The sequence below is a fragment of the Bacteroides oleiciplenus YIT 12058 genome (genome assembly GCF_000315485.1).
GTDB lineage: Bacteria > Bacteroidota > Bacteroidia > Bacteroidales > Bacteroidaceae > Bacteroides > Bacteroides oleiciplenus.
The window spans coordinates 208665-234962 of record NZ_JH992940.1 but is presented as its reverse complement, the minus strand read 5'-3'; the positions used below and the strand labels follow the sequence as shown (position 1 = coordinate 234962).

The 26298-nt window shown below is 43.8% G+C and carries 19 protein-coding genes and 1 pseudogene; 7 read left to right on the top strand and 13 right to left on the bottom strand.

Features of this window, described 5'->3' with window-relative positions:
• Window positions 1-47: 47 nt before the first annotated feature.
• From HMPREF9447_RS00900 to tsaD, 12 genes are all read right to left on the bottom strand, one after another.
• Window positions 48-1127: a hypothetical protein gene (locus HMPREF9447_RS00900; RefSeq protein ID WP_009127320.1), complete on the bottom strand. Its 1080-nt coding sequence runs from the start codon at window positions 1125-1127 to the stop codon at window positions 48-50.
• A gap of 8 nt (window positions 1128-1135) precedes the next feature.
• Window positions 1136-2005, bottom strand: a complete 870-nt coding sequence (locus HMPREF9447_RS00895) for a DUF58 domain-containing protein (protein ID WP_009127319.1) — start codon at window positions 2003-2005, stop codon at window positions 1136-1138.
• A 125-nt stretch (window positions 2006-2130) separates the two neighbouring features.
• Window positions 2131-3126, bottom strand: coding sequence for an AAA family ATPase (locus HMPREF9447_RS00890; RefSeq protein ID WP_009127318.1), 996 nt, complete (start codon window positions 3124-3126; stop codon window positions 2131-2133).
• A 264-nt stretch (window positions 3127-3390) separates the two neighbouring features.
• Window positions 3391-4704: an HU family DNA-binding protein gene (locus HMPREF9447_RS00885; RefSeq protein ID WP_009127317.1), complete on the bottom strand. Its 1314-nt coding sequence runs from the start codon at window positions 4702-4704 to the stop codon at window positions 3391-3393.
• A gap of 31 nt (window positions 4705-4735) precedes the next feature.
• A complete protein-coding gene (locus tag HMPREF9447_RS00880; RefSeq protein WP_009127316.1) occupies window positions 4736-5008 on the bottom strand; it encodes an HU family DNA-binding protein in 273 nt (90 codons plus the stop codon).
• Between the two features lie 77 nt (window positions 5009-5085).
• Entirely contained in the window at window positions 5086-6384 is a 1299-nt protein-coding gene (gene rimO / locus HMPREF9447_RS00875) for a 30S ribosomal protein S12 methylthiotransferase RimO (protein WP_009127315.1), read from the bottom strand.
• On the bottom strand, window positions 6381-7340 hold the full coding sequence (ftsY, locus tag HMPREF9447_RS00870) for a signal recognition particle-docking protein FtsY (RefSeq protein ID WP_009127314.1): 960 nt from the start codon (window positions 7338-7340) through the stop codon (window positions 6381-6383). Before ftsY ends, rimO begins: the two co-directional genes overlap by 4 nt.
• A gap of 139 nt (window positions 7341-7479) precedes the next feature.
• On the bottom strand, window positions 7480-7638 hold the full coding sequence (locus HMPREF9447_RS27570) for a DUF4295 domain-containing protein (RefSeq protein ID WP_007214255.1): 159 nt from the start codon (window positions 7636-7638) through the stop codon (window positions 7480-7482).
• Window positions 7639-7650: 12 nt separating this feature from the next.
• Window positions 7651-7839, bottom strand: a complete 189-nt coding sequence (gene rpmG / locus HMPREF9447_RS00865) for a 50S ribosomal protein L33 (protein WP_002560155.1) — start codon at window positions 7837-7839, stop codon at window positions 7651-7653.
• Window positions 7840-7861: 22 nt separating this feature from the next.
• Window positions 7862-8122 (bottom strand): 50S ribosomal protein L28, encoded by a 261-nt coding sequence (gene rpmB, locus HMPREF9447_RS00860; RefSeq protein WP_007214256.1) that lies wholly within the window; start codon window positions 8120-8122, stop codon window positions 7862-7864.
• A 121-nt stretch (window positions 8123-8243) separates the two neighbouring features.
• On the bottom strand, window positions 8244-8711 hold the full coding sequence (locus tag HMPREF9447_RS00855; RefSeq protein WP_009127313.1) for a CinA family protein: 468 nt from the start codon (window positions 8709-8711) through the stop codon (window positions 8244-8246).
• A 173-nt stretch (window positions 8712-8884) separates the two neighbouring features.
• Complete coding sequence (gene tsaD / locus HMPREF9447_RS00850) at window positions 8885-9907, bottom strand: tRNA (adenosine(37)-N6)-threonylcarbamoyltransferase complex transferase subunit TsaD (protein ID WP_009127312.1); 1023 nt, start codon at window positions 9905-9907, stop codon at window positions 8885-8887.
• A gap of 32 nt (window positions 9908-9939) precedes the next feature.
• Here tsaD and HMPREF9447_RS00845 point away from each other — a divergent pair, with 32 nt between their 5' ends.
• The 5 genes from HMPREF9447_RS00845 to HMPREF9447_RS27565 all read left to right on the top strand — a co-directional run bounded on the left by HMPREF9447_RS00845 (window position 9940) and on the right by HMPREF9447_RS27565 (window position 21958).
• Window positions 9940-14637, top strand: coding sequence for a translocation/assembly module TamB domain-containing protein (locus HMPREF9447_RS00845; protein WP_009127311.1), 4698 nt, complete (start codon window positions 9940-9942; stop codon window positions 14635-14637).
• A 156-nt stretch (window positions 14638-14793) separates the two neighbouring features.
• Window positions 14794-19134, top strand: coding sequence for a CusA/CzcA family heavy metal efflux RND transporter (locus HMPREF9447_RS00840; protein ID WP_009127310.1), 4341 nt, complete (start codon window positions 14794-14796; stop codon window positions 19132-19134).
• Window positions 19135-19149: 15 nt separating this feature from the next.
• Entirely contained in the window at window positions 19150-20040 is an 891-nt protein-coding gene (locus HMPREF9447_RS00835) for an efflux RND transporter periplasmic adaptor subunit (protein ID WP_009127309.1), read from the top strand.
• Between the two features lie 44 nt (window positions 20041-20084).
• Entirely contained in the window at window positions 20085-21146 is a 1062-nt protein-coding gene (locus HMPREF9447_RS00830; RefSeq protein WP_009127308.1) for a sensor histidine kinase, read from the top strand.
• An 11-nt stretch (window positions 21147-21157) separates the two neighbouring features.
• Window positions 21158-21958, top strand: a complete 801-nt coding sequence (locus tag HMPREF9447_RS27565) for a LytR/AlgR family response regulator transcription factor (RefSeq protein WP_081589736.1) — start codon at window positions 21158-21160, stop codon at window positions 21956-21958.
• A 26-nt stretch (window positions 21959-21984) separates the two neighbouring features.
• Here the strand turns inward: HMPREF9447_RS27565 and HMPREF9447_RS00825 are convergent.
• Window positions 21985-23052: pseudogene (locus HMPREF9447_RS00825) on the bottom strand (glycosyltransferase family protein); the annotation flags it as partial.
• A gap of 413 nt (window positions 23053-23465) precedes the next feature.
• On the opposite strand from HMPREF9447_RS00825, the gene HMPREF9447_RS00820 reads away from it, so the two are divergent.
• Together HMPREF9447_RS00820 and HMPREF9447_RS00815 are read left to right on the top strand one after the other, a co-directional pair.
• A complete protein-coding gene (locus tag HMPREF9447_RS00820) occupies window positions 23466-24818 on the top strand; it encodes a sigma-54-dependent transcriptional regulator (RefSeq protein ID WP_009127306.1) in 1353 nt (450 codons plus the stop codon).
• Complete coding sequence (locus tag HMPREF9447_RS00815; RefSeq protein ID WP_009127305.1) at window positions 24815-26182, top strand: sensor histidine kinase; 1368 nt, start codon at window positions 24815-24817, stop codon at window positions 26180-26182. The genes HMPREF9447_RS00820 and HMPREF9447_RS00815 overlap by 4 nt, the downstream gene beginning before the upstream one ends.
• Window positions 26183-26298: the final 116 nt, after the last annotated feature.

Below are 26298 nucleotides of genomic sequence, written 5' to 3'. Positions count from 1 at the left end.
ATTTAACAATTTACAATTTACGATTGAAGTTACCGCTGATTCTGCAATTAAGCAAAATAGCTGTATAACTGCATTCCAATATAAGTGAGCGCACCAATCAAGGAAGCTGTCAATACAGCAATGCCTATGCCCAGCAATATCTTAGTACGCAACGAACGTTTCTCAATGATAGTGATTTCAGTTGGTTGAGGTTTTACGTTCTCAGCTTCTACCTCTTTTGTTTCATTGATAAAATCAATAGCATTAATCAGATTCGCGTCATTTTCATTCATCAGCGGAGCATGCTTAGCGAACTTCACTAGGTCAGCAGTCTGGAAGAGAGTGCGTAAATCAGCAATAGCCTCTTTATCCTCCATTTCCAACAACTTTTCTATAATTTCCGAAGAAGTCATCTCCAACGCATTGAAGCCAAAACGCCCTCGGATATAAGTACGCAAAGCGTCAGTCAGCTCCGTATAGTACTCTTTCGATTGGCCCTTTTGCCATACTTTTTCGCTCTTAATACGTTCTATCTCTTTCATCGCCTGCTGATGCGGTGGCAACTTTGGTTCCACTTTCACCTTACGTATGATCGGCTTATTGTCACAAATACGCATAATCAGATAGATAAGCAACAACGCAAGTGGAATGAGCAGTATCCCACAAGTGATAATTCCATACCAATCTTCCCACACGAACGGAGCTTGCATCACTGTTTTAGGTCCAAAGAACTGCTCCGGATTTTCAGGATCCAACGGCACATTCATCGAGTAGACTTTCAGCGCCAATGCCTTCGAGCGGTATGCTTTATTATCCACCATTACTTCCATCGGCGGCAAATAATACAATGCCGAGTCAAATGACGTTACAGTATATTCCTGCGTAATCAGCATTCGCTTATTATCATTTATATACTGCGTATCCGCCTTTGCAACGTCTATAATTTCCACTCCACGTACCAGCGTATCCGTATAAACAGGGAAAATAGCCCGTTTGTCCGCATCCAGCGCCACTTGAAGTTTAATCTTCGCCTGATCACCAATATATATTTGCAGGGAATCTATGGTAGCATCCACTGTCACCGACTGTGCCACAGCCTTGCCGGTCAATATGCCCAATAGGGTTATCAGAAATAGATATTTTTTCATTTTTCCGATTAATTTCGTTTCGCAAACAAATTCATCAATGCTCTGACGTAGTCCTGATCGGTACGTACCGACACATTATCAACATTACTCTTAGTGAATGCTTCATGCAACTCTACCTGTTTGTCCACCCACCAATCATGATGGGCACGACGAACGGCACGTGATGAAGTGTCAATCCACTGTTCATGTCCGGTTTCAGCATCTTTAATTTTCATCAGGCCGATAGCTGGTAGTTCCTCTACCCTACGGTCATATACCTGGATAGCAACCACATCATGTTTCCGGTTGGCAATAGTCATTGCATTCTTGAAGTTCCCCTGATCGATAAAGTCAGACAAAAGGAATGCCGTGCAGCGACGTTTCATTACGTTCGTCAGGTATTCCAATCCGAGACGGATATCCGTACGCCGACTTTCCGCTTTGAAATCAATCAGTTCGCGGATGATATACAAGATATGCTTTCGCCCTTTCTTCGGCGGAATAAACTTCTCTATCCGGTCAGAGAAAAAGATAACCCCGATCTTATCGTTGTTCTGTATGGCCGAGAATGCCAGCGTAGCCGCAATCTCCGTCACCATATCCTTTTTCATCTGCTTCACCGTACCGAATTCCAAACTACCGGAAACATCCACCAGCAACATCACAGTCAGTTCGCGCTCCTCTTCAAACACCTTCACGTAAGGTTTGTTGAAGCGTGCGGTCACGTTCCAGTCGATGTCGCGTATATCGTCGCCAAACTGATATTCACGCACTTCGGAAAAAGCCATACCTCTACCCTTGAAGGCCGTATGATACTGGCCCGCAAAGATATTGTTGGATAATCCTCGCGTCTTGATTTCAATCTGACGGACTTTTTTTAACAGTTCACTTGTTTCCATTTATATAGTAGAATAATTCCGTTAATAAATACCTGCGGCGTTCTTTAAAAACGTCAGCAAGATTCTTTAAAAACGTTGGCAACGTTTATTAATAGCTTTCAAAAGCTATTTCAAAGATTCTTACATTAAGGTACTTCAACCTTATTCAGTATCTTGCTAATGATTTCGTCAGAAGTCAGATTGCTGGCCTCTGCTTCGTACGTCAAACCGATACGATGACGCAATACGTCGTGAGCCACAGCACGTACATCCTCAGGAATAACATAGCCGCGACGTTTGATGAAAGCATAAGTACGGGCAGCCAATGCCAAATTGATAGAAGCACGGGGTGAACCACCAAAACCGATCATATCTTTCAGGTCTTTCAAATCATATTTCTCCGGATAACGAGTGGCGAACACAATATCTACAATGTAGCGTTCAATCTTTTCGTCCAGATACACTTGGCGAACTACCTTACGGGCTTCCATGATTTCCTCTGCTTTCAGGATAGGTTTCACATTGAACTTCTCACCGTTAATATTCTGACGGATAATCAGTTTTTCTTCTTCCATCTTCGGATAGTCAATGACTACTTTCAGCATGAAACGGTCTACCTGTGCTTCGGGCAACGGATAAGTACCTTCCTGTTCGATAGGATTCTGCGTAGCAAGTACGAGGAAAGGTTCGGGCAACAAGAATGTTTCCTTACCAATAGTTACTTGACGCTCCTGCATCGCTTCAAGCAAAGCACTCTGCACTTTAGCCGGAGCACGGTTAATTTCATCCGCAAGAACAAAGTTGGCAAAAATAGGACCTTTCTTAACCTGGAAAGTTTCATCTTTCTGGCTGTAAACCATTGTACCAATAACGTCGGCAGGCAGCAAATCAGGCGTAAACTGTATACGACTATATTGTGCATCAATTAGGGAAGCCAACGTTTTGATGGCCAATGTCTTTGCCAAACCGGGCACACCTTCCAGCAATACGTGTCCGTCGGATAGCAAACCGATTAACAATGACTCTACCAGATGTTTTTGTCCTACGATAATCTGGTCCATGCCAGTAGTAAGGTTGGTAACGAAAGAACTTTGTCTTTCAATCCGCTCATTCAGTTCGCGGATATCAATTGTTTCAGCCATAAATACATTATTTTTTATTGTTTAAATTCCGTTGGTTATCCAGTATACTACTGGTAATTATTTTTTTCGCTCCCAAAAGTACAGGAATAAATTAACCATACCAACTAATTTTTATTAAAAAACAATTAGATTAAACTACTTTCATAGAGTTTAGTAGTTAGCAATAGTTTCTAAAAAGATTTTCAATTTTGCAAATAGGGATAAATTACAATTCACCCCTGCAAGTGACGCAGGGGGCAACTTACAGGGGTGCAATATTTTCTGTTATTTCTTCACAAGCTCCGGTATCTTGACTACGGTTCCGTAAGGCACGTGATCCGGATTCTTAATAACATCTGGGTTATATTTCACGATATACGGCCAAAGCGCTTTGGTTCCGTAGAAACGGAGTGCAACTTTCGTCAAAGTTTCTCCTTCCGCTATAGTATAGGTCGTCTTTGTTCCTACTATCTTATAGTTCACAGAATCAGGTTCAAAAGGAGCTGCCTTCTTATTATCTTTCTTGGAGGAAGTTGCAGAAATTTCCTTTTGAGCAACTGGCTCCTGTGTAGCAGCAGTCGGCTTCGACGCTATTACAGGCTCTGATGCAGCGGGTTTCGATGTAACAACTTCCGCAACTGTATCTGCTTTTGCAACCAAAGTTGTATCTTTCCGAACAATACTATCCGTCAAGACAACAGGAGACACTGGTTTTTCCGCCTTTCCATCAGCTACTTTTTCAGCAGGCGGTGCAGACCTATCAAACAAATCCGGATAATACATAAAAGTCACAGCACCTACACACAACACAACTACAAGAACTACAATGCCAATGAAGAATTTCATGGTAGAACTATCCGGCTTATCTACAGGCGGCAATGATACATCAACATTAGGTATCTCATAAGTAGGCACCTTATCTTCCTCTTGTTGCTCTACTAGAGATTCTATAACAGGTTCATCAGACTGAACAATAGTTTCTGCGGACGAAAAGTCAGATTCTTCTTCCACTACCAGAGTTGTTTCTTCAACGACCGCTATCGATTTTTCTTCTATTTCAATAGTTTCTTCTTTAACAACTACTTCTTCTATTTCAGTAGGCACCTCTTCTATTTCAACAGGCGCTTCCATTTCATTTACAGGCAGTTCTGCGCTCTTTATGGGTTCTTCTGACGCAGAAATCAGTGTTTCGGCAGTTTGCTCTGCTAAATTTTCATTTTCCTTTTCTTCCTCCTCTTCAGAATGACTTTCCACTGGTGTATCTTCCAGCACTGTTTCATCATTCAGCACTACTGTCTCAAAGTGCGAGAAAGGCTTATTTATTAAATCTTTCAGAGTCGGTTCCGGAGTAAATGAGACTTTAGTATGCCCCTGTATTTCAAACCGTTCCCCTGTATTTATATTCACACTTTCACGATTCTCTACATTTATCAGTTTAAATGTGCCCAAACCTTTAATCTTCACATACTTGTCAGTTTCCAGCGACTCTTCAACCAACTGGAAAAACTCTTTCACGAAACTCTCGGCATCTTTCTTGTCCATGCCATGCTTTTCGGCAAGCAGTTCTATCAAATTCTGTATGTTCAGTTTTTCATTCATAACTATGGAGATTACTTGGAGTGAGACAGGGTTACTTAAATTTATCCTTCAGAGCACTACTGGGCCTATAATTCAACACCAACTTGGGTGGAATCAACATACGCAATTTCGTTGTAGGATTAATAGTGATACGTTCAGCCTTCTTCTTTACCTCAAAAGTACCGAAACCTTGCACAGAAATAACGTTCCCTTCTTGCAACTGTTGCGTCATGTCCGACAGCAAAGATGCAATCAGCTCGGATGTATCCTTTATGGTATATCCTAATCTTCGTGACAGTTCTGAAGTAAACTCTTTATTATTCAAAATCCAAATATTTTTATAAAGTTCGGTGCTATATTAGCAAAACTTCCGCATATACACAAATTCTTCGGGAAAAATATTTAAATTACCCGCCCAAAAAGGTCGAAATCATCGGAATTTATTATCTCTACCTGGTAAAAGTTACCTATAAGCAACGTTTGCCCATTTTGCTCTATCAAAACTTCCGGGTCTACCTCAGGAGAATCAAATTCTGTACGACCCACGTAATAATCGCCTTCCAAGCGATCTATTATCACTTTCATGCGTTGCCCTACCTTTGCTGCACTCAATTCGGCAGAAATCCCCTGTTGGATGGACATCAATTCATCCAAACGCGCTTGTTTCACTTCCTGGGAAATTTCATCTTCATAATGTGCCGCCGCATAAGTGCCCTCCTCTTCCGAATAGGCAAAAGCTCCCATTCTATCGAAACGAACCTTCCGAACAAACTCTTTCAAGTCCTCAAAATCAGCTTCCGTTTCTCCGGGATGCCCCACCATCAAAGTCGTACGCAGATGAATCCCCGGTACTTCTTTGCGGAATTGCTCCAACAAATGATAGGTCTCTTCCTTAGTCACATGACGACGCATCTTCTCCAGCATCGAATCACTGATATGCTGAAGAGCAATATCCATATACTTACATACATTAGGACGTTCACGCATCACTCTGAACAAATCTGTAGGAAAATGTGCCGGATAAGCATAATGCAACCGTATCCACTCCACGCCGGGAATTTCAGAAATACGCTCTATAAGCTCGGGCAGCATTTGTTTCTTATACAAGTCCACGCCATAATACGTAAGCTCTTGGGCAATAACCTGGAATTCTTTCACCCCTTTAGCCACCAGATAACGCACCTCATCCAGTATCTCTTCTATCGGACGCGACACATGCTTCCCCGTAATAATAGGAATAGCACAATATGAGCATTTTCTATCGCAACCTTCTGAGATTTTCAGGTATGCATAATGATTAGGGGTAGTAAGCGTACGCTCAATATGAAGTTCTTCGTGATAAGCCTTACCAAGATCCTGCAACAACTCCGCCCAGTTGAATTTACCGTAGAATTTATCTACCTGCGGAATTTCAATAGCCAGTTCTTTCAAATAACGTTCAGAAAGACAACCCATTACATAAAGTTTTTCCAGCTCTCCTTCTTCTCTCGCCTGTGCAAATTCCAGAATCACATTAATGGATTCCTCCTTCGCATCACCAATGAAACCGCAAGTATTAATAACAGCAATCTCCCCCTCTGGCTTTTCCGTATCATGAGTCACATGATATCCAGCTTCTTCCAACTGGCGCATCAAATGTTCCGAGTCCACTAAGTTTTTAGAGCACCCTAAGGTGATAATATCAATAGTTTTCCGTTTCATGCATTCTCTCCAAACAATGAGTCAACAAATTCATTCTTACGGAATACCTGTAAGTCTTCCATTCCTTCGCCAAGTCCGATATATTTCACAGGGATTTTAAACTGATCGGAGATGCCGATAACGACACCCCCCTTGGCGGTACCATCTAATTTCGTAATAGCCATCGCGGTTACTTCCGTTGCCAAAGTGAACTGTTTAGCTTGTTCAAACGCATTTTGTCCGGTGGAACCGTCCAGAACCAACAATACCTCATCAGGAGCATCGGGAACCACTTTCTTCATTACATTCTTAATCTTAGTCAGCTCATTCATCAAGCCAACCTTATTATGAAGACGTCCGGCAGTATCAATAATGACTACATCGGCATTATTGGCAACAGCAGAGTTCAAGGTATCATAAGCCACAGAAGCCGGGTCAGCACCCATCTTTTGCTTAATAACAGGCACTCCTACCCGTCCACCCCAAATATCCAACTGTTCAACGGCCGCTGCGCGGAAAGTATCCGCCGCCCCCAAATAAACGCTTTTACCCGCCTTCTTGAATTGATAAGCCAACTTGCCGATAGTCGTTGTTTTACCAACACCGTTCACTCCCACCACCATTATGACGTAAGGTTTCTTTTCAACCGGCGCTTCAAAATCGGCCACATCATCCGAATTGTTCTCTGTCAATAAAGCAGCGATTTCATCGCGCAAAATGGTATTCAGCTCTTGCGCATTCATATATTTTTCAGCCGCAGCACGCTTCTCTATACGTTCAATTATGTTTAACGTAGTTTCCACGCCCACATCCGAGGTTATCAATACTTCTTCCAGATTATCAAGCACTTCGTCATCCACTTTCGACTTTCCTGCCACAGCGCGGGCAATCTTTCCGAATACACTTTCCTTCGTCTTAGACAATCCTTTATCTAATGTTTCTTTCTTTTCCTTCGAGAAAAAACTAAAAAATCCCATATCCTATTTGTTTATACAGTACATTATTCCACAAAGATATAACAAAGTAACGAAAGTATGGGAATAAAGTATAAAAAAAATCCCCTTATCGAAATGCGATAAGGGGATTTTATAATCAAACGTCTTTCGACGGACTATCTTATTTCTTGAAAAAGTCTTGTACTTTTTCGTTCAATACCATTTGTTCATCAAAAGTATAAGCACCAGTCTTTGGTGACTTAACCATTTTGATAACCTTTGTATAAGCACGACCTTCTTTAGAACCTTCGTGCAAACTTGCTACAGTTTTCTTTGCCATGGGTTATACTTATTATTTAATTTCTTTATGTACTGTTACTCTCTTCAAAATCGGATTATATTTCTTCAATTCCAATCTTTCAGTTGTATTCTTTCTATTCTTTGTAGTGATATAACGAGAAGTTCCCGGCATACCGCTATCTTTGTGTTCTGTGCATTCCAGAATCACCTGTACTCTGTTACCTTTTGCTTTCTTTGCCATAATCAGTATTCTCCTCTACTTTTTAGCCAATTACTTTAATGCTTTTCCAATCACAATAACCTTTAGCTACTGCGTCGTTCAAAGCAGCGTCCAGTCCTTTCTTATTAATAATACGCAGACCGTTAGCGCAAATGCTAAGGCTGATCCAGCAGTCCTGCTCTACATAGTAGAACTTTTTGTTAAACAAGTTCAAATCAAAGGTTCTCTTTGTTCTTCTCTTTGAGTGTGAAACATTGTTGCCAATCATGGCTTTCTTTCCGGTAATTTGACAAATCTTCGACATTTCTATCTTATTTTTATAGTTTTTATCTATACTTATTTCAAACAGAGCGCAAAGTAAGTACTTTTATCGATACCAAACAAGTTTTTCATAAAATAATTCACTGTATGATAGCAATTTTTCTTCATTTTAAGCACTCACAAAGCATCATTAGAGCATTTTGAACAGCTTTTTGCACATTTCCGTCTCTTCCATCATCTCCATCCTGCCTGAAAGTTACAATTTCATTTTTATAGGCAGCGGCAATCCATACAGTACCTACAGGCTTTTCCGGCGTACCTCCTCCCGGTCCGGCAATTCCCGATGTGGCAACAGCACAATCTGTTTTCAGCGCTTTCATCGCACCTCTTGCCATTTCAGTCACCGTTTCACGACTGACGGCTCCATACTTTTCCAGTGTTTCGGCCGAAACATGGAGCAGAGACATCTTCACTTCATTAGAATATGCCACAACTCCTCCGTTAAAGTATTCTGAACTTCCCGGAACAGAGGTTACCAAAGCTGCAATACTTCCTCCGGTGCAACTTTCTGCGGTGGAAAGGGACAAATTCTTCTCTTTCAGCAATTCACCTATTTTTTCTTCCAGTTTCATATACCTTATTAAATATAGTCCAGTATTTTGTTCTATTTTTCCTATTCATATTACCCGAACCGTATCAAGTCCGTGTTTGCTCCGTATCTATACGCTTAGACTTGATACGGCCTTGATACGGCTTTGACACGGACCGGGTACGGTGCAAACAAAATACTGTTCTAAAATTCCTTTTATTGTAACGTGACGCGCGAGTAAGCCGGTGCATCTATCGAACAAAAATCCTGATCCTGATATTTGAAGTATCCGGTAATGGCAATCATCGCGGCATTATCCGTAGTATAACTGAATTTAGGGATAAATATCTTCCATCCATACTTCTCAGCATGCTCACGGAAAGCATTACGAAGGCCGTTATTAGCAGAAACCCCACCGGCTACGGCTACTTCTTTTATCTTATATTCTTTAGCCGCTTTACGCAGTTTATCCATCAAGATATCAACAACAGTAGCTTCGAGCGAAGCCGCCAAATCCACCTTATGATGTTCGATGAAATCGGGGTCGTCCTTCATCCAGTCACGCAGGGAATAAAGGAAAGAAGTCTTCAATCCACTGAAGCTGTAATCCAGCCCGGGGATATGAGGTTTACTGAAAGTAAAGGCTTTTGAATTGCCTTGGCGAGCCAGTTTATCAATAATCGGACCACCAGGATACCCCAGCCCCATAACTTTGGAACATTTGTCAATGGCTTCACCTGCGGCATCATCAATAGTCTGCCCTAAAATTTCCATATCATTGTATGCCTTCACCAAAATTATCTGCGAATTTCCTCCTGAAACGAGCAAACAAAGGAAGGGGAATTCCGGCTGAATATTCTCTTCACCTTCTGCTTTAATAAAATGAGCTAACACATGTCCTGTCAAGTGGTTAACATCTATCATAGGAATACCCAAAGAACGAGCGAAACCTTTAGCAAACGATACGCCTACCAGTAAAGAACCCATCAACCCCGGACCTCTTGTAAAAGCAACTGCACTCAGTTCCTCTTTTGCCACTCCGGCACGTTTCAGCGCCTCGTGAACTACCGGAACAATGTTTTGCTGATGCGCACGTGAAGCTAATTCAGGAACCACACCACCATAGGCTTCATGTACTGCCTGACTGGAAACCACATTCGATAGTAAATACCCATCTTTGATAACGGCGGCTGAAGTGTCGTCGCAAGAACTTTCTATTCCTAAAATTATTGTACTCATATCGTTATTTACGTTTAAACGCTGCAAAAGTAATGATAAAAGTACGATTGATAACGTATTATTTCATATTTTTGTTGGCTAATTCAAACAAACCGCCTATCAGAAAGTTAAAAAAGACAGTTCGCTGGGTGCTCGGTATTATACTAAGTTTGTATATCGGGACTATATTGTTGTTGAACATTCCTTACGTTCAACGGCAGATGTCTGTGCTCGTTGCGAACGAATTATCGGATGTACTGGGTACACAATTGACTATTGGGCGGATAAATATGGGATTACTGAACCGCATCATTGTTGACGATTTACTGTTGAACGACCAATCCGGCAAAGAGATGTTGAAAGTATCTCGTCTCTCTGCCAAATTTGATATATTGCCCCTATTCAAGGGAAAAATATCAATCAGTAATGTACAGTTGTTTGGTTTCAATATCAATCTGGAGAAAAAAACACCGGAAGACATCCCTAATTTCCAGTTCGTGCTTGACGCATTCGCCTCAAAAGATACCATTAAGAAAGAAAGTAATCTGGACTTACGCATCAATTCATTATTGATACGACGCGGCAGAATGTCTTATAATGTACTGTCTGCCGAGGAGACACCGGGAAAGTTCAATGCACAACATATTCAGTTGCGCAATATCATTGCTAATATCTCGTTGAAAGCGCTACAAAGCGACTCCATCAATGCAGCTATCAAGCGTTTGAGCATTGAAGAGGGAAATTCCGGCTTCGAACTTAGGAAGTTGAGTCTTAAGATTGTAGCGAACAATCAAAAAATGAATATTGAGAACTTTGCTATTGATTTGCCGAATACTTCGCTTGCGATGGACACCATACGTATGGAATATGACAGTCTGGGAGCTTTCAATAATTTTGCCAATGATGTACACTTCTCATTCCGCATGCTACCTTCGGATGTTGCTCTTTGCGACCTGGCAGCATTTGTGCCTGCATTTTCCCCTTTCAGGGAGAAATTGCGGATAGCAGTAGAGACTAACGGCACCATCAACCAGTTAAACTGTCCGCACCTGTCCATTACAGGAAATCAACATTTCCATTTGAGAGGAGATGTTTCTTTGCAGGATTTATCCCGTCCTCAGGATGCTTTCGTGTTTGGTAACCTTTCCAACCTCTATGCCGACCCGGAAGGGGTTGCTTTTTTTGTCCGCAATCTGAGCAGGAACTACGAAGGTGTTCCACCGATATTGCAACGATTGGGGACTATTTCGTTCCGCGGAGAAGTATCGGGGTATTTCACAGACATCGTTACTTATGGTTTGGTGCATACCGATATTGGCTCCATCAAGACCGACTTAAAGTTAAGTTCCAACAAGGAAAAAGGCTACTTTGCTTATTCGGGAGCTGTGAAAACCGAAGAATTTGAATTAGGCAACATGTTGGCTAACGAAAAGCTTGGGAAAGTGACCTTCAACCTGAATGTAGAAGGCAGTCATTACGAAAAACAATATCCTTCCATTGTGATGAAAGGATTGATCGCATCCATCGACTACAGCGATTATACCTATGAAAACATTACCCTTGATGGAGAATACAAACAAGGTGGCTTCAACGGGAAAGTGGCATTGGATGATGAAAATGGTTCTGTACTGCTGAATGGCAACATCAATACTGCCAGCCACGTACCGACTTTTAATTTCCACGCGAATATCCGTAAAGTGCGCCCTCACGAGCTGCACCTGACGCCCAACTATGAAGATACAGAACTCTCCGTTCAACTGACAGCCGATTTCACCGGTGGCTCCATTGATGAAATGAATGGAGAAATCAATATCGACAGCCTGCAATTCACAGCACCAGACAAGAACTATTTTCTGGATAACCTGAAAATAGCCGCCACACGGAGAGATGAGTCACACAAGCAACTGAAAATAACATCTAATTTCCTGAATGCAAGCATTGAAGGGGATTATTCTTATCGTACACTTCCTGCCAGTGTGCTGAATATTATGCGAAGATATATCCCTGCTCTGATATTGCCGGATAAGCAACAGATAGAAAGCGAGAATAACTTCCATTTTGATGTGAATATCTCTAATACGGATCTATTCTCTACCCTATTCAACATTCCAGTTAAGGTCTACACACTTTCCACCCTTAAAGGATACTTCAATGATAAAGCACAGCGCCTGCGAGTGGAAGGATACTTCCCACGCCTGCGCTACGGAGATAAATTCATTGAATCCGGCATGATATTGTGTGAGAATCCCGGTGATAAATTCCATGCACGTGTACGGTTCAGCAACCGCAAGCCGACAGGTGCGATAAACGTAGCGTTAGAAGCCCAAGCCAAAGATGATATTATCCAAACCTCTTTGAACTGGGGCAACAGTAGCATCGTCACATATAGCGGTAAATTGGCTGCTGCCGCACACTTCATCCGGACACAAGCCGGAGAGCAGGATAATAAGCATATCCGTTCAGGCAAAGGAGTTCCGCCATTAAGAACCGTTGTCGATGTTCAAAAGACGGATATCATCCTGAACGATACGTTGTGGGAAATACATCCGTCGCAAGTGGTTATCGACTCCGGCAAGGTCCATATCAATGACTTCTATTTCAGCCATAAAGACCGGCATCTCCGCATTAACGGTGTCATCTCGGAACAGCCTGGAGATACGGTTCGCCTGGATTTGAAAGACATCAATATAGGTTATGTGTTCGACATTGCCGACCTCGGGGTCAACTTCCAAGGCGAAGCCACTGGCCCTGCATACGCCAGCGGAGTCTTAAAGAAGCCTGTCATGTACACTGACCTCTTCATCCGAAGACTCGGACTGAATGATGGTTTGCTGGGCGATGCCAATATCCATGGAGAATGGCATCATGAAGTGGAAGGTATCTACCTTGATGCCCATATCCGAGAGAAAGACATTGCCAAAACTCATGTATCCGGCTACATATACCCCATAAAACCCAAAAGTGCGCTCGATTTGCAGATTGAAGCCGACAGCACCAATCTGAAATTCATAGAATACTTTATGAGTAGCATCACTCCGGAATTTAATGGACGTGCCAGCGGTAATGTACATTTCTATGGCAAATTCAAAGGTCTCACCATGCAAGGTAGCGTATTTGGCGATGCCTCCATGAAGGTGGATGTTCTGAATACGACTTTCTTCATAAAAGATAGTATCCGCATAGAGCCCAACGGACTGACTTTCCACGATAATCGCATTTTTGACCCACATGGCAATCAGGGACGCGTGAACGGCTATTTGCATTACGAACATTTCAAAAACCTGGAATACCGTTTCCAGTTTGAGATGAATGACATGCTGGTGATGAATACGAAGGAATCGCTGGATTTTCCTTTCTACGGAACTGTCTACGGTACAGGCAGCACTCTGATAGCAGGCAATGCCCGGGATGGCGTCAACATTGACGTAGCCATGACCACCAATCGTAACACTAACTTCGTCTATATAAAAGATAATGTATCCTCAGCTGCCAGTAATCAGTTCATCAAGTTTGTGGATAAAACGCCACGCCGTGCCGTACTGGATTCTATAAGCTTGACTTCCGACTATGAGCAGGCACAACAAGAAATACGTAAAGAAGAAGAGAACCAAACGGATATTCGTCTCAATCTGCTTGTTGAAGCCACTCCTAATGCAACAATGCGTATTGTCATGGATCCTATCGGCGGTGATTACATCAGCGGACGAGGTTCGGGAAATATCCGCACGGAATTCTATAATAAAGGTGACGATGTAAAGATGTTCGGCAATTATCGCATTAGCCAGGGAGTCTATAAATTCAGTTTGCAGGAAGTTATACGCAAAGACTTTACCATCAAAGATGGAAGTACCATCAACTTCAATGGTCGCCCACTGGATGCCACTATGGACATTCAGGCAAGCTACACAGTGAACTCCGCTTCACTAAACGATCTGGTACCGAATGCAGACACCTACGGGGTTCAGACAAATATCAAAGTAAACTGTATAATGAACCTGACAGGGCAACTGACTTCTCCGGACATCAAACTGAGTCTGGAGGTGCCCAATGAACGGGACGAAGTGCAGGCACTTATCCGTAACTATATCCCTACGGACGAGCAGATGAATATGCAGATACTCTACTTACTGGGCATCGGCAAGTTCTATCCGCCGGAAAATGTGGGTGGTACTCAGAACTCGAATATGATGACTTCTGTGCTTTCGTCTACCCTTTCGGGACAATTGAACAATGCACTTTCGAGCATCATTAACAGCAACAACTGGAATATCGGTACGAGCCTCAGTACCGGAGAAAAAGGTTGGACCGATATGGAGTTTGAAGGCATGCTGTCCGGTCAGTTGCTGAACAACCGCTTACTCATCAACGGTAACTTCGGCTACCGCGACAATCCACTGGCAAATACCAACTTCGTGGGTGATTTCGAAGCTGAATGGCTCGTAAACCGTAGCGGAGACATACGGCTGAAAGCATATAATGAAACCAATGACCGCTACTACACTCGAACCAACCTGACAACGCAAGGTATAGGTATCGTCTTCAAGAAAGACTTCAATCGTTGGAAAGAACTGATGTTTTGGAATAAGTGGAAACTGAAACGGTTGCAACAGGAACAAGACAAGCGAAATTCAGAAACAGAACAGCCCGGCATTGAGACAGAAAACAAACGTGATTCGCTGAACATGCAAGAGACCATCAAACCCTCAGAAGAAGCACAAGCCAAGCAAAAAAGAGGCGAAATGAAAAGATAACTGATTTTCACTCTCAGTTTCCGACACTTCACCTTCCAATAAGGACACTTCACCCCGTTACGGGTACAACCTACGTTCACCTCTCCTACCTTTGCCTTTGTGGAAACAATATATTCCACAGTGAACGCAAAACATTAACCCGTAACAACAAACGACATGTTTAAAGCCATTGTAAGATTTTCCATCCGCAAGAAGCTATTTGTAGGACTCACCACATTGTTTTTACTTATCGGTGGCATTTATGCCATGATGACGCTGCCCATAGATGCCGTACCGGATATCACAAACAATCAGGTGCAAATCGTCACAGTTTCACCGACTCTAGCTCCCCAGGAAGTAGAACAGCTCATAACTATGCCCATTGAAATAGCTATGAGCAATATCATGAATGTAGAAGAAATCCGTTCCGTATCACGGTTTGGGCTCTCCGTCGTCACAGTAGTCTTTAAAGAGAGTGTCCCGACGCTGGATGCCCGTCAACTGATTAATGAACAAATCAGTGCCGTCTCCGGTGAAATTCCTCCCGAACTCGGCACTCCCGAAATGATGCCTATCACCACCGGACTCGGCGAAATTTACCAGTATATATTAAAGGTGGATTCCGCCCACAGAGACCGGTATGATGCCATGGAACTGCGCACCATTCAGGATTGGATGGTGAAACGCCAGCTTTCGGGCATTCCCGGTATTGTAGAAATCAACAGTTTTGGTGGTTATCTAAAACAATATGAAGTGGCCGTCGACCCTGATGCTCTGTTTTCACTCAACATAACTATCGGCGAAGTATTTGAAGCATTAAGTAAAAATAATCAAAACACCGGTGGCAGTTATATTGAAAAAGTGAGAAATGCCTACTATATCCGTTCGGAAGGCATGATTACCCGTACAAAAGACATTGAGCAAATTGTGGTAGCCAACCGGGGTGGCATCCCTGTATATATATCCGATGTCGGTCAGGTTCGTTTTGGTTCACCAAAACGTTTTGGTGCCATGACAATGGATGGTACAGGCGAGTGTGTAGGCGGCATTGCCATGATGCTGAAAGGTGCCAACGCCAATGTCGTCACTCAAGAACTGGAACGCCGAGTAGAGAAAATACAAAAGTTACTACCCGAGGGTGTCAGCATAGAGCCCTATCTGAACCGTTCTGAATTAGTGAACCGTAACATCTCTACCGTAGTCCGTAACCTGATAGAAGGAGCCATTATCGTCTTTATCATCCTCATCATCTTCTTAGGCAATGTACGCGCCGGGCTTATCGTAGCTTCAGTCATTCCCCTCGCCATGCTATTCGGATTTATCATGATGCGTATCTTCGGAGTTACAGCCAATCTGATGAGCCTCGGTGCCATCGACTTTGGTATTGTGGTGGATGGTTCCATCGTGATATTGGAAGGTATCCTTGCACACCTTTACAGCGGAAAACTACGGAATAATACTGCAAACGGTCAAGGAAACATTACCCTGACCCGCCAAGATATGGACGAAGAAGTAGAAGCCGGAGCCTCAAATGTAGTACGTTCTGCCACTTTTGCCGTTTTTATCATCCTTATCGTATTTTTTCCGATACTAACCCTGACAGGCATTGAGGGCAAATACTTTACACCTATGGCAAAAACACTGGTCTTCTGTATCATCGGAGCCTTGATTTTGTCACTGACGTATGTGCCCATGATGGCTTCCCTTTTCCTGAAACATACCATTGTAGTGAAACCTACATTAGCCGATCACTTTTTCAGCCGCCTCAATGCACTCTATCAGCGTGTATTGAGCTTCTGTCTCCGTTTTCGTTGGCAAACGGTTGGTAGTGCATTTGCAGCTCTCATAGTTTCTATCTTTCTTTTCACCCGCTTGGGTGCCGAATTTATTCCGACACTGGATGAAGGTGATTTCGCTATGCAAATGACACTGCCTGCCGGTTCATCCCTATCCGAGAGTATTGAAGTATCCAAACTGGCACAGAAAGCGTTGATGGACCAATTTCCCGAAATCAAGCATGTTGTAGCGAAAATTGGTACTGCAGAAGTACCCACCGACCCGATGGCGGTAGAAGATGCTGATGTAATGATCGTGATGAAGCCTTTCAAGGAATGGACCTCCGCCACCAGCCGTGCCGAAATGGTAGACAAGATGAAAGTAGCTCTCGAACCACTGAGTAATCGTGCCGAATTCAACTTCTCCCAGCCTATCCAACTCCGTTTTAACGAACTTATGACGGGCGCTAAAGCAGACATAGCCGTTAAACTTTACGGAGAAGATACCCATGAATTGTACGCCCGTGCCAAAGAAGCCGCTCGATATGTGGAACAAGTACCCGGAGCATCCGACGTCATTGTAGAGCAAACTATGGGACTTCCCCAGTTGGTAGTGAAATACAATCGTGGTAAGATAGCCCGTTACGGTGCCAATATCGGCGAACTGAATACCATCATCCGCACCGCCTATGCCGGCGAAGTCAGCGGCGTAATCTTTGAAAACGAACGGCGCTTCGACCTCGTAGTCCGACTGGATCAAGAGAAGGTGGCCGACCTCAATCTCGACAAACTATTTGTCCGCACTTCCGAAGGAATACAAATACCAGTCAGCGAATTTGCCACTATTGACTTGGTAGAAGGTCCTCTGCAAATCAATCGTGATGCCACCAAACGGCGAATCGTCATTGGTGTCAATGTACGCGACGCCGACATCCAGCAAGTAGTAGCCAATATCCAGAAAACACTGGATAAGAACATCCAACTAAAACCGGGCTATTACTTTGAATACGGCGGACAGTTCGAGAATCTGCAAAATGCAATTAATACCCTTATGATTGTCATACCTATAGCACTGATGCTGATACTACTCATTCTGTTTTTCGCCTTCAAGAATATCACCTACACATTGATGGTATTCACCACTGTTCCTCTTTCGCTTATAGGTGGCATCCTGGCCCTGTGGCTGCGCGGATTACCATTCAGCATCTCGGCAGGTGTAGGTTTCATCGCTCTGTTCGGTGTGGCAGTACTCAATGGTATCCTGATGATAAACCATTTCAATGACTTAAAAAAGAAAAAGAAATATGCTATGACTACCAATCGCATTATTCGTCTTGGAACACCACATTTGCTGCGTCCGGTATTCCTTACAGGACTGGTTGCATCCATGGGATTTGTTCCGATGGCTATTGCCACATCAGCAGGTGCCGAAGTACAACGCCCACTGGCAACAGTTGTTATTGGCGGATTAATACTCTCAACGATTCTGACATTAATCATCTTACCAGTATTTTATAAAATTATAAATATCAGTACCGTAGTTTGGAAACGCCCTAAGAAAGGTTTTCTCCATTTATTTCTGCTGACCGGTATATTTCTGCTGACCACTACCGGAATACAGGCACAACAAGTCAGTCTGGACGAAGCAATCGCCATTGCACAGCAAAACCACCCGCGCCTGAAAACAGCCACCGCTGCTATCCGGCAGGCACAAGCTTCGAGAAGTGAAATAGTAGAAGCTCCGCCAACTACTTTCAGTTATTCATGGGGGCAACTGAACGGCGAAGATAAGAAAGATAAGGAAATAGTCGTAGAACAAAACCTCGGCTCCCTACTTACTCCTTTTTACAAGAATGCCCTCATCAACCGCCGCGTACAAACCGGAACATATTACCGGCAAATGGTAGAGAAAGAAATCACAGCCGAGGTAAAACGTGCATGGGCATACTATCAATACACCTATCAGATATGTAATCTCTACCGCGACCAAGAAGATTTGGCTACAGAATTGGAACGTATCACTGCTTTGCGTTACCAGCAAGGAGAAATCACCTTACTCGAAAAAAACATGATGAGTACACTTGCATCCGATCTTCATAACAAACTGTATCAGGCGCAAGAAGAGCAAAAGTTAGCCCTCTCACGATTCCAATGGACCTGCTATAGCGATGTTGCTATCATCCCGGCAGATACAACCCAGAACTTATTTCCAACCGATATAATACAAGAAATACCTTCTGAAGCACATATCAAGTATTTCAATAGTCAGGCAGCCGAAGCCAAAGCGGCACTGAATGTAGAACGCAGCCGCTTCTTTCCCGAACTAAGCATAGGCTATACTCGACAGGACATTCTGCCCATAAAGAACCTGAATGCCTGGATGGTAGGTATATCTTTCCCTATCTACTTTCTGCCACAAAGCGGCAAAGTCAAGCAAGCCCGCATCTCCGCTTCCACCGCCCGCATACAGGCGGAGGCAAATATACGCGAACTGAACAATAAAATAGTAGAATTGTCAGCATCGCTGCGCCGATACGGAGAAAGTCTGCGCTTCTATACCACTTCAGCCCTGAAAGAAGCCAGCGAACTGACCAAAAGCGCTACCCTACAGTTGCAGCACAGCGAAACGGGCATCACCGAGTTTATCCAGTCTGTCAACACTGCACGGGATATACGTCGGGGATATATCGAAACTATCTATCAATACAATGTAGCCGCTTTAGAATACGAATTATATAAATAATGAAAGGAATATAACATGAAAAGAATACTCTTACCCCTCACTCTGTTGGTCTTTGTAGCCTGCAATAGTAACCAAGACTCCGCAACAGCGGAAGCAACCGTCATCACCACTGCAGTTTCCGAATCTACTCCCAGCGACAGCGTACAAGTGGATGGCATCACCTCGGCAACTTCAAAACCAAACCAAGTCTCTTTCAACGGAACGATAGTACTCCCTCCCCAACGGCAGGCAACTGTGGCTATCACAATGGGCGGCATCGTCCGCAACACCTCCCTGCTGCCAGGACAATATGTACAGAAAGGTACACTGCTTGCCACACTGGATAATCCGGATTTCATAAACCTGCAACAGAGTTATCTGGACAGTCATGCTCAGACAGAATACCTGAAAACCGAATATGAACGCCAGAAAGCACTTTCATCCGAGCAAGCGGCTTCGCAAAAGAAGTTCCAGCAAAGCAAAGCTGACTATCTTTCCATGCAAAGCCGACTTGAAGCCGCAGCCGCACAACTGTCATTACTGGGCGTATCGCCAGCCAACCTGCTAAAAGACGGCATACAACCCCTGTTACAGGTAAAAGCTCCCATCAGTGGCTATGTAGGAAGCGTCAACATGAACATCGGCAAATATATCCAGCCCGGTGATGCACTCTGCGACATCATTGACAAAACTTCCCCCATGCTTTGCCTGACTACTTACGAGAAAGACGTAGCAGACATGGCAGCAGGCAATGAAGTGCAATTCCGCGTCAACGGTATGGGTAAGACTGTCTTCCATGCTGTCATTGTATCCATTGGCCAGCAAGTAGACCCAGTGAACCGTTCGCTCGAAGTTTATGCCCGTATTAAGGACGCAAACCAACAATTCCGACCCGGCATGTATGTGACGGCAAGAATACAGAAATAGTCCTAAAGAATCAGCATGATACATTATTTAATTAACTTTGCAGCATGGTTTGGAAAAGTAAACAGATTATCGACAAGTATGTATTGTCTACCGTTATCATTTCGTTAGCGGTAGCCGTACTCATACATTTCCCGGAATCCGTATCCCTCTTCGACCGGTTCGAGAGTCATACGCTGTTTCCTGGAATGCGGTTTGCTGATGTTGCCAACGAAATTGTTTTCACCTTTCTCTCCCTCCTGCTTTTATTCATGGTTAACACCTGGCTGTTCCATTTCAACCGAACTTCCATCCGGATATCCTGGCAGAAAATCGTATCGTCTTTCATACTGACATGGATATTGAGCAGCCTTCTTGGAAAAGGCTTCGTCTTTCTGCATAAAACGTTTGACATACCGGCCATTGATGCCATGGTGCACCACTACCTACATCCTTTGCGTGATTTCATTGTGGCCTGCCTTGTCACGACCTGTTGCTATATCATTTATTTGGTCCGCCGCCAGCAGCAAGTCATCGTAGAAAATGAGCAGCTCCATGCCGAAAGTATCCGCAACCAGTACGAAGCATTGAAGAACCAGCTTAATCCACACATGTTGTTCAACTCCCTCAACACCCTGCGTTCACTGGTTCGCGAAGACCAGGAACGGGCCCAGGAATATATACAGGAGCTATCCCGCGTGTTGCGCTATACCCTGCAAGGCAATGAATCGCAGTGTGTCACTTTACGGGAAGAAATGGACTTTGTATCCGCCTATATATTCCTGCTAAAAATGCGTTATGAAGACAATTTAATGTTCGACATTGACATAGACCATAGTTATGAAAACTACTATCTTCCGCCAATGGCTATTCAGGTGCTTATAGAGAATGCCGTGAAGCATAATGAAATAAGTAGCCGCCATCCTCTTACCATCCTTATTTCCTGTGGAAATAAGGATGAAATAATAATTTCCAATCCCATACAACCTAAAATGACAGCAAGTTCCGGCACCGGTATCGGGTTGGCCAATCTGGCTAAACGCTATCAGCTACTTTTCAGACAGGAAATATCTATATCTGATAATAAAAAATTTACAGTCCGTATCCCATTGACTAATGAACGTCCTTAAAAGATAGAAACATGAAGACTATTATTATTGAAGATGAAAAAGCGGCTGTCCGCAACCTGACTTCCCTACTTGAAGAAGTTTGTCCCGAAGCGGAAATTATAACGGTGATAGACAGCATCAGCGGCACAATAGAATGGTTCGACAGTCAACCTATGCCCGAACTTATTTTTATGGATATTCACCTGGCAGACGGTTCGGCTTTCGAGATATTCGAACACATCCGCATCAGTTGCCCCATCATCTTTACCACTGCCTATGATGAATATGCTTTGCGGGCTTTCAAGGTGAACAGCATTGATTATCTGTTGAAACCTATTGGGCGCAACGACATAGAAAGGGCATTAGAAAAAATGAAAAGCCTACACCATTCCGGTACGGAACATCCGGAACAGATTTCGACTTCCATGACATCACATGACGCCCTGTTACAACTGATGCGTAGCCTCAAACGTCAGGAAAATTACAAAACACATTTTCTAATCCCGGTCAAAGGAGACAAGCTACTGCCTATCCCCATCGAAATGATACAGTTGTTCTATATCAAAGACTGTCAGGTAAAAGCTGTGCTTACCGATGGAACGGAACATTTCTTTCCACAAACACTGGACGAATTATCTGAAAACCTCAATCCATCACTGTTTTTCCGTGCCAACCGCCAGTTTCTGCTTTCGCGGGAAGCAATCCGGGATATAGATTTATGGTTCAACAACCGTCTGTCTATCAATCTGCGCCATCCGATTACCAAAGAAAAGATATTAGTAAGCAAAGCAAGAGTTGCCGATTTTAAGGAATGGTTTGGAAAGAAATTGTAGTCATTCATAAATCTTGTTCCTTCCAAAGTTTCCAATCTGTTCAGCATTCGCCACTCACAACTACGCACCCAACTGCGAAAATCGTCTTCAGGTTGATATTCATTCTTGGCAAAATCCAGCAGACGATCCACCTCAAAACCATCGGATATGATGCCTGCTCCGCCACGTGCCGCATCGTATGCATTACAATCCTGTTCGATATGCGCAGGCACCATCAACAAGGGTTTTCCCAGATACATAGCCTCACACACTGACTCAAAGCCTGCTGTTGTGGCATACGCCCGGCAACCCGACATATAGCGAAGGAATTTTTCATCGTCCAACTGGTGGAATGATAATGTCTCATCCATCTGGCACACTTCCGGTTCGTCCGGCTTATCCCAGAAAAAGTGTAATGACACTTCGGGATGCTGTTCGTGCCATTGGGAGATGCTTTCACCGAATCCGGCATTCACCATATAGCCATGTACATAATCTCCGTCAGTGGCTTCGCAACAAAGCACATCACGCCGCAACAAGGGCGGTACCACGCGGATGTGAGCTTCTTCATCCTCGTTCATAGGACGGAATGAAAGCGCCAGTTTCTCTTTAGCTCCAATACACGTGAGTCGTGTGAAGAAACGAAGCATCAATAGACTGGCAGGGTTCTTTCGGGGAAATTCAAAATCACGGTGAAGAAAAAGATATTGATGACCGATACTGACTTGTGGCACTGAGGGGCGGAAGAAGAGATAAGTCAGCCCCGTCAGCAACTCATAGAAGTTGACGACCAAATCGGCTTCAGTTTCATGGATACGCCGGTGAATATAGCATATACTATGCAGGTAAGCGGGAATTTGCAGTAGGTTGTATGCCACACTGCGGGTTATGTTTACCCGTTTATTCGCAGGTGTAGGCAGAAAGTTCGGACTGAGGAAACGCTTCACGGGTGCTTGTATGCTACGGTTAAAGAAGCCCGGCAGGCGGCGGGTATTACTTTTGCCCACCAACACCTCCACTACCTCGTGCCCATTACGCCGCAGAATTTCTTCCAGCGTGATAGCCTGTGTCAAATGACCACGACCTTCTCCTTGAACAATAAATAGAACTTTCATCTGTATCTTCTTTTAATTTAATAAGAAACAATAATCTTCAATTTTAGTTGCAGACAAAGGTCGATTATACATATTACGCCAATATGTAGGAAATACGACAAATATCTTTCAATTTGTTCCGAGGTTTAAATGATAATTTAGCGAAGCGGAGCTTCGTTTAGTGATTAGTGTTTAGTGATAAGTGATAAGCGCCATGCGGAATAATAGCGCAGCCCACTAATCACTTATCACCAAACGCTAATCACTAATAAATTATCATTTGTAGTATAAAACTAATTATGATGAAGGACTTAATCAGTATTTTGCATTATCCTTGAAGAAGATAAGCTGCATCTCAACATAACTTTTCAGGTAAGCATGAAAGCTATGTATTCGATTTACATTATCTTTGCTTCTAAAACAGAAACTACCGTATGAAAAAAACCGGAAATATCCTCATTGTAGATGATAATCGCGGCGTGCTCACCGCCGTGCAACTATTATTGAAGCCTCATTTCGAGAAAATTATCACGCTCACCTCTCCCGTTACACTCACTTCCGCACTGCGTGAAGAAACCCCGTCAGTGGTATTGCTTGATATGAACTTCACATCCGGAATCAACAGCGGAAACGAAGGCTTATTCTGGTTGCAGGAAATCAAACGGCTCCATCCATCTCTGCCTGTGGTTCTCTTCACCGCATACGGTGACATCGACCTCGCCGTACGTGGCATCAAAGAAGGTGCCACAGATTTTATCGTGAAGCCATGGGATAACCAGAAGTTAGTGGAAACCTTACTGAACGCTGCCCAAACCACCAATAACAGGAAAAACAAACAAAGCACTCCACTCACGTCATCCTCCATGTATTGGGGTGAAAGCCCCGTCATGCAGCAACTTCGTTCGCTGGTAGAAAAGGTATCCGTCACCGATGCGAATATCCTTATCACCGGAGAGAACGGCACGGGTAAAGAGATGCTGGCACGTGAAATCCACACTCTTTCCTCCCGTCGTAGCAAAGAAATGATTGCCGTAGATATGGGCGCCATCACCGAAAGCCTTTTCGAGAGTGAACTCTTCGGCCACATGAAAGGTTCTTTCACCGATGCTTATGCCGACCGTCCCGGTAAATTCGAAACCGCCGACCACAGCACGCTGTTCCTTGATGAAATCGGTAATTTGCCTTATCATCTGCAAGCCAAACTCCTGACAGTATTGCAACGCCGCAGCATCATTCGCGTGGGCAGTAACCAATCCATTCCCGTTAATATCCGCCTGATTTGCGCCACCAACCGGAATTTGAATGAAATGGTACAAGCCAATGAATTCCGTGAAGACTTGCTTTACCGCATCAATACCATTCATCTTGAAATCCCCCCCCTGCGGAAACGCCCGGAAGACATTCTTCCGCTTGCCGAACGGTTCATCGCACGTTTCTGCAAGCAATATGACAAAGTCCTGTTACGCCTGTCCGATGCTGCCTACACAAGGTTGAAAGCCCATCCCTGGTATGGAAATATCCGTGAACTGGAACATGCTATCGAAAAAGCCGTTATCATCTGTGATGGTAGCGAACTGCCCGCAGAGTTATTTCAACTGCCCAAGCGCACTGATACGCCCCGTTCTGAAAGTAGTATCAGTGCAGAAGCCGCCACTCTTGAAGAAATGGAACGAAAAATGATACAGAAAGCCCTGGACACCTGCAACGGCAATCTTTCTGCTGTAGCTGCACAACTGGGCATTACGCGACAGACCCTTTATAATAAAATGAAAAAGTTCGGACTATGAAGTATCTCTACCGCTATATCACTGACCGTTACCTTTTCCGGCTCCTCGTTTCCCTCTTGCTGGCGGGGATTGTAACCTTGTCCTCCATTCATGGAGATTTTCTGTGGATTGCTCTCTCTTCTCTCATGCTGTTAGTGAGCATACGGTGGCAATGGAACCTTTATCGCCGGCATACACAGAAGGTACTATTTCTGCTCGATGCCATCGAAAACGATGACGCCTCCATCCACTTCTCCGAACACGAAGATATTTCGGATAATCGCATCGTGAATCAGGCATTGAACCGCGTCGCTTCTATATTATATAATGTGAAAAGTGAAACGGCACAACAAGAAAAATACTACGAGCTTATTCTGGACTGCATCAATACAGGAGTTCTGGTACTGAACAATGCCGGAGCTGTTTATCAAAAGAATAATGAGGCGCTCCGCCTGCTGGGTCTGGAGGTTTTCACCCATGTCAGCCAGCTTGTCCGTGTCGATGCCCACCTTATGGAACTTCTTACCCACTGTCGCCCCGGAGACAAAATGCAAACCCGCCTGTCCAACGAACGCGGAACGGTGAATCTGTCCATCCGCGTGTCCGACATAACCATCCGCCAGGAACATCTGCGCATCCTTGCCCTGAATGACATCAATAACGAACTCGACGAGAAAGAAATCGACTCCTGGATACGCCTTATCCGGGTATTGACACATGAAATCATGAATTCCGTCACTCCTATCACTTCATTGAGCGACACCCTGTTGACGCTGATACAAGGAAGTGAAGAATTGAGAATGAAAAGCGAACATATCTCTTCTGGTAAAGAAACTTCCGAAGAAATTCGCAATGGTCTGCACACCATTAGCACCACGGGCAAAGGGCTTATCTCTTTTGTGGAGAATTACCGCCGTTTCACCCGCATACCGAAACCGGAACCTTCTCTGTTCTATGTGAAAGCTTTTATCAACCGCATGGTGGAGCTGTCACGACATCAATATCCCGACTCACACATTAATTTCCAAATCAATATTACTCCGGACGACCTGATTCTTTATGCAGATGAAAACCTTATATCCCAAGTACTCATCAATTTATTGAAAAATGCCATCCAAGCCATTGAAACAGCAGGAGTTTCCGAAGGTATCATCACCCTGCGTGCCTATTGCAACAAAAGTGAAGCTATACTTATCGAAGTATCCAACAATGGTCCCGCCATCCCACCCGAAATAGCAGAACATATATTTATTCCCTTCTTCACCACGAAAGAAGGCGGCAGCGGCATTGGGCTAAGTATTTCCCGGCAAATCATGCGCTTGTCCGGCGGAAGTCTTTCTTTGTATCCGGGAAAGGGAACCATGTTTGTACTGAAGTTCAACTAAAAAAGTCACTAAAGCTAAAGAGTGAGATAACGGAAGCTTATTCGCAAATAGAAATACTATTTTCTTCATATGAGTGACATACCTCTTTCAAAGGTCGGACTAATGATTCTTCACTC

What these genes read in the sequence shown, in the direction of transcription:
- HMPREF9447_RS00885 (WP_009127317.1), bottom strand. Translation starts at nt 4,704, where the DNA reads ATGAATGAAAAACTGAACATACAGAATTTGATAGAACTGCTTGCCGAA.
- HMPREF9447_RS00845 (WP_009127311.1), top strand. Translation starts at nt 9,940, where the DNA reads ATGATAAAAGTACGATTGATAACGTATTATTTCATATTTTTGTTGGCT.
- HMPREF9447_RS00895 (WP_009127319.1), bottom strand. Translation starts at nt 2,005, where the DNA reads ATGGAAACAAGTGAACTGTTAAAAAAAGTCCGTCAGATTGAAATCAAG.
- HMPREF9447_RS00820 (WP_009127306.1), top strand. Translation starts at nt 23,466, where the DNA reads ATGAAAAAAACCGGAAATATCCTCATTGTAGATGATAATCGCGGCGTG.
- HMPREF9447_RS00815 (WP_009127305.1), top strand. Translation starts at nt 24,815, where the DNA reads ATGAAGTATCTCTACCGCTATATCACTGACCGTTACCTTTTCCGGCTC.
- HMPREF9447_RS00890 (WP_009127318.1), bottom strand. Translation starts at nt 3,126, where the DNA reads ATGGCTGAAACAATTGATATCCGCGAACTGAATGAGCGGATTGAAAGA.
- HMPREF9447_RS00900 (WP_009127320.1), bottom strand. Translation starts at nt 1,127, where the DNA reads ATGAAAAAATATCTATTTCTGATAACCCTATTGGGCATATTGACCGGC.
- rpmB (WP_007214256.1), bottom strand. Translation starts at nt 8,122, where the DNA reads ATGTCGAAGATTTGTCAAATTACCGGAAAGAAAGCCATGATTGGCAAC.
- HMPREF9447_RS27565 (WP_081589736.1), top strand. Translation starts at nt 21,158, where the DNA reads ATGAAGACTATTATTATTGAAGATGAAAAAGCGGCTGTCCGCAACCTG.
- HMPREF9447_RS00830 (WP_009127308.1), top strand. Translation starts at nt 20,085, where the DNA reads ATGGTTTGGAAAAGTAAACAGATTATCGACAAGTATGTATTGTCTACC.
- HMPREF9447_RS27570 (WP_007214255.1), bottom strand. Translation starts at nt 7,638, where the DNA reads ATGGCAAAGAAAACTGTAGCAAGTTTGCACGAAGGTTCTAAAGAAGGT.
- tsaD (WP_009127312.1), bottom strand. Translation starts at nt 9,907, where the DNA reads ATGAGTACAATAATTTTAGGAATAGAAAGTTCTTGCGACGACACTTCA.
- ftsY (WP_009127314.1), bottom strand. Translation starts at nt 7,340, where the DNA reads ATGGGATTTTTTAGTTTTTTCTCGAAGGAAAAGAAAGAAACATTAGAT.
- HMPREF9447_RS00855 (WP_009127313.1), bottom strand. Translation starts at nt 8,711, where the DNA reads ATGAAACTGGAAGAAAAAATAGGTGAATTGCTGAAAGAGAAGAATTTG.
- rpmG (WP_002560155.1), bottom strand. Translation starts at nt 7,839, where the DNA reads ATGGCAAAGAAAGCAAAAGGTAACAGAGTACAGGTGATTCTGGAATGC.
- rimO (WP_009127315.1), bottom strand. Translation starts at nt 6,384, where the DNA reads ATGAAACGGAAAACTATTGATATTATCACCTTAGGGTGCTCTAAAAAC.
- HMPREF9447_RS00835 (WP_009127309.1), top strand. Translation starts at nt 19,150, where the DNA reads ATGAAAAGAATACTCTTACCCCTCACTCTGTTGGTCTTTGTAGCCTGC.
- HMPREF9447_RS00840 (WP_009127310.1), top strand. Translation starts at nt 14,794, where the DNA reads ATGTTTAAAGCCATTGTAAGATTTTCCATCCGCAAGAAGCTATTTGTA.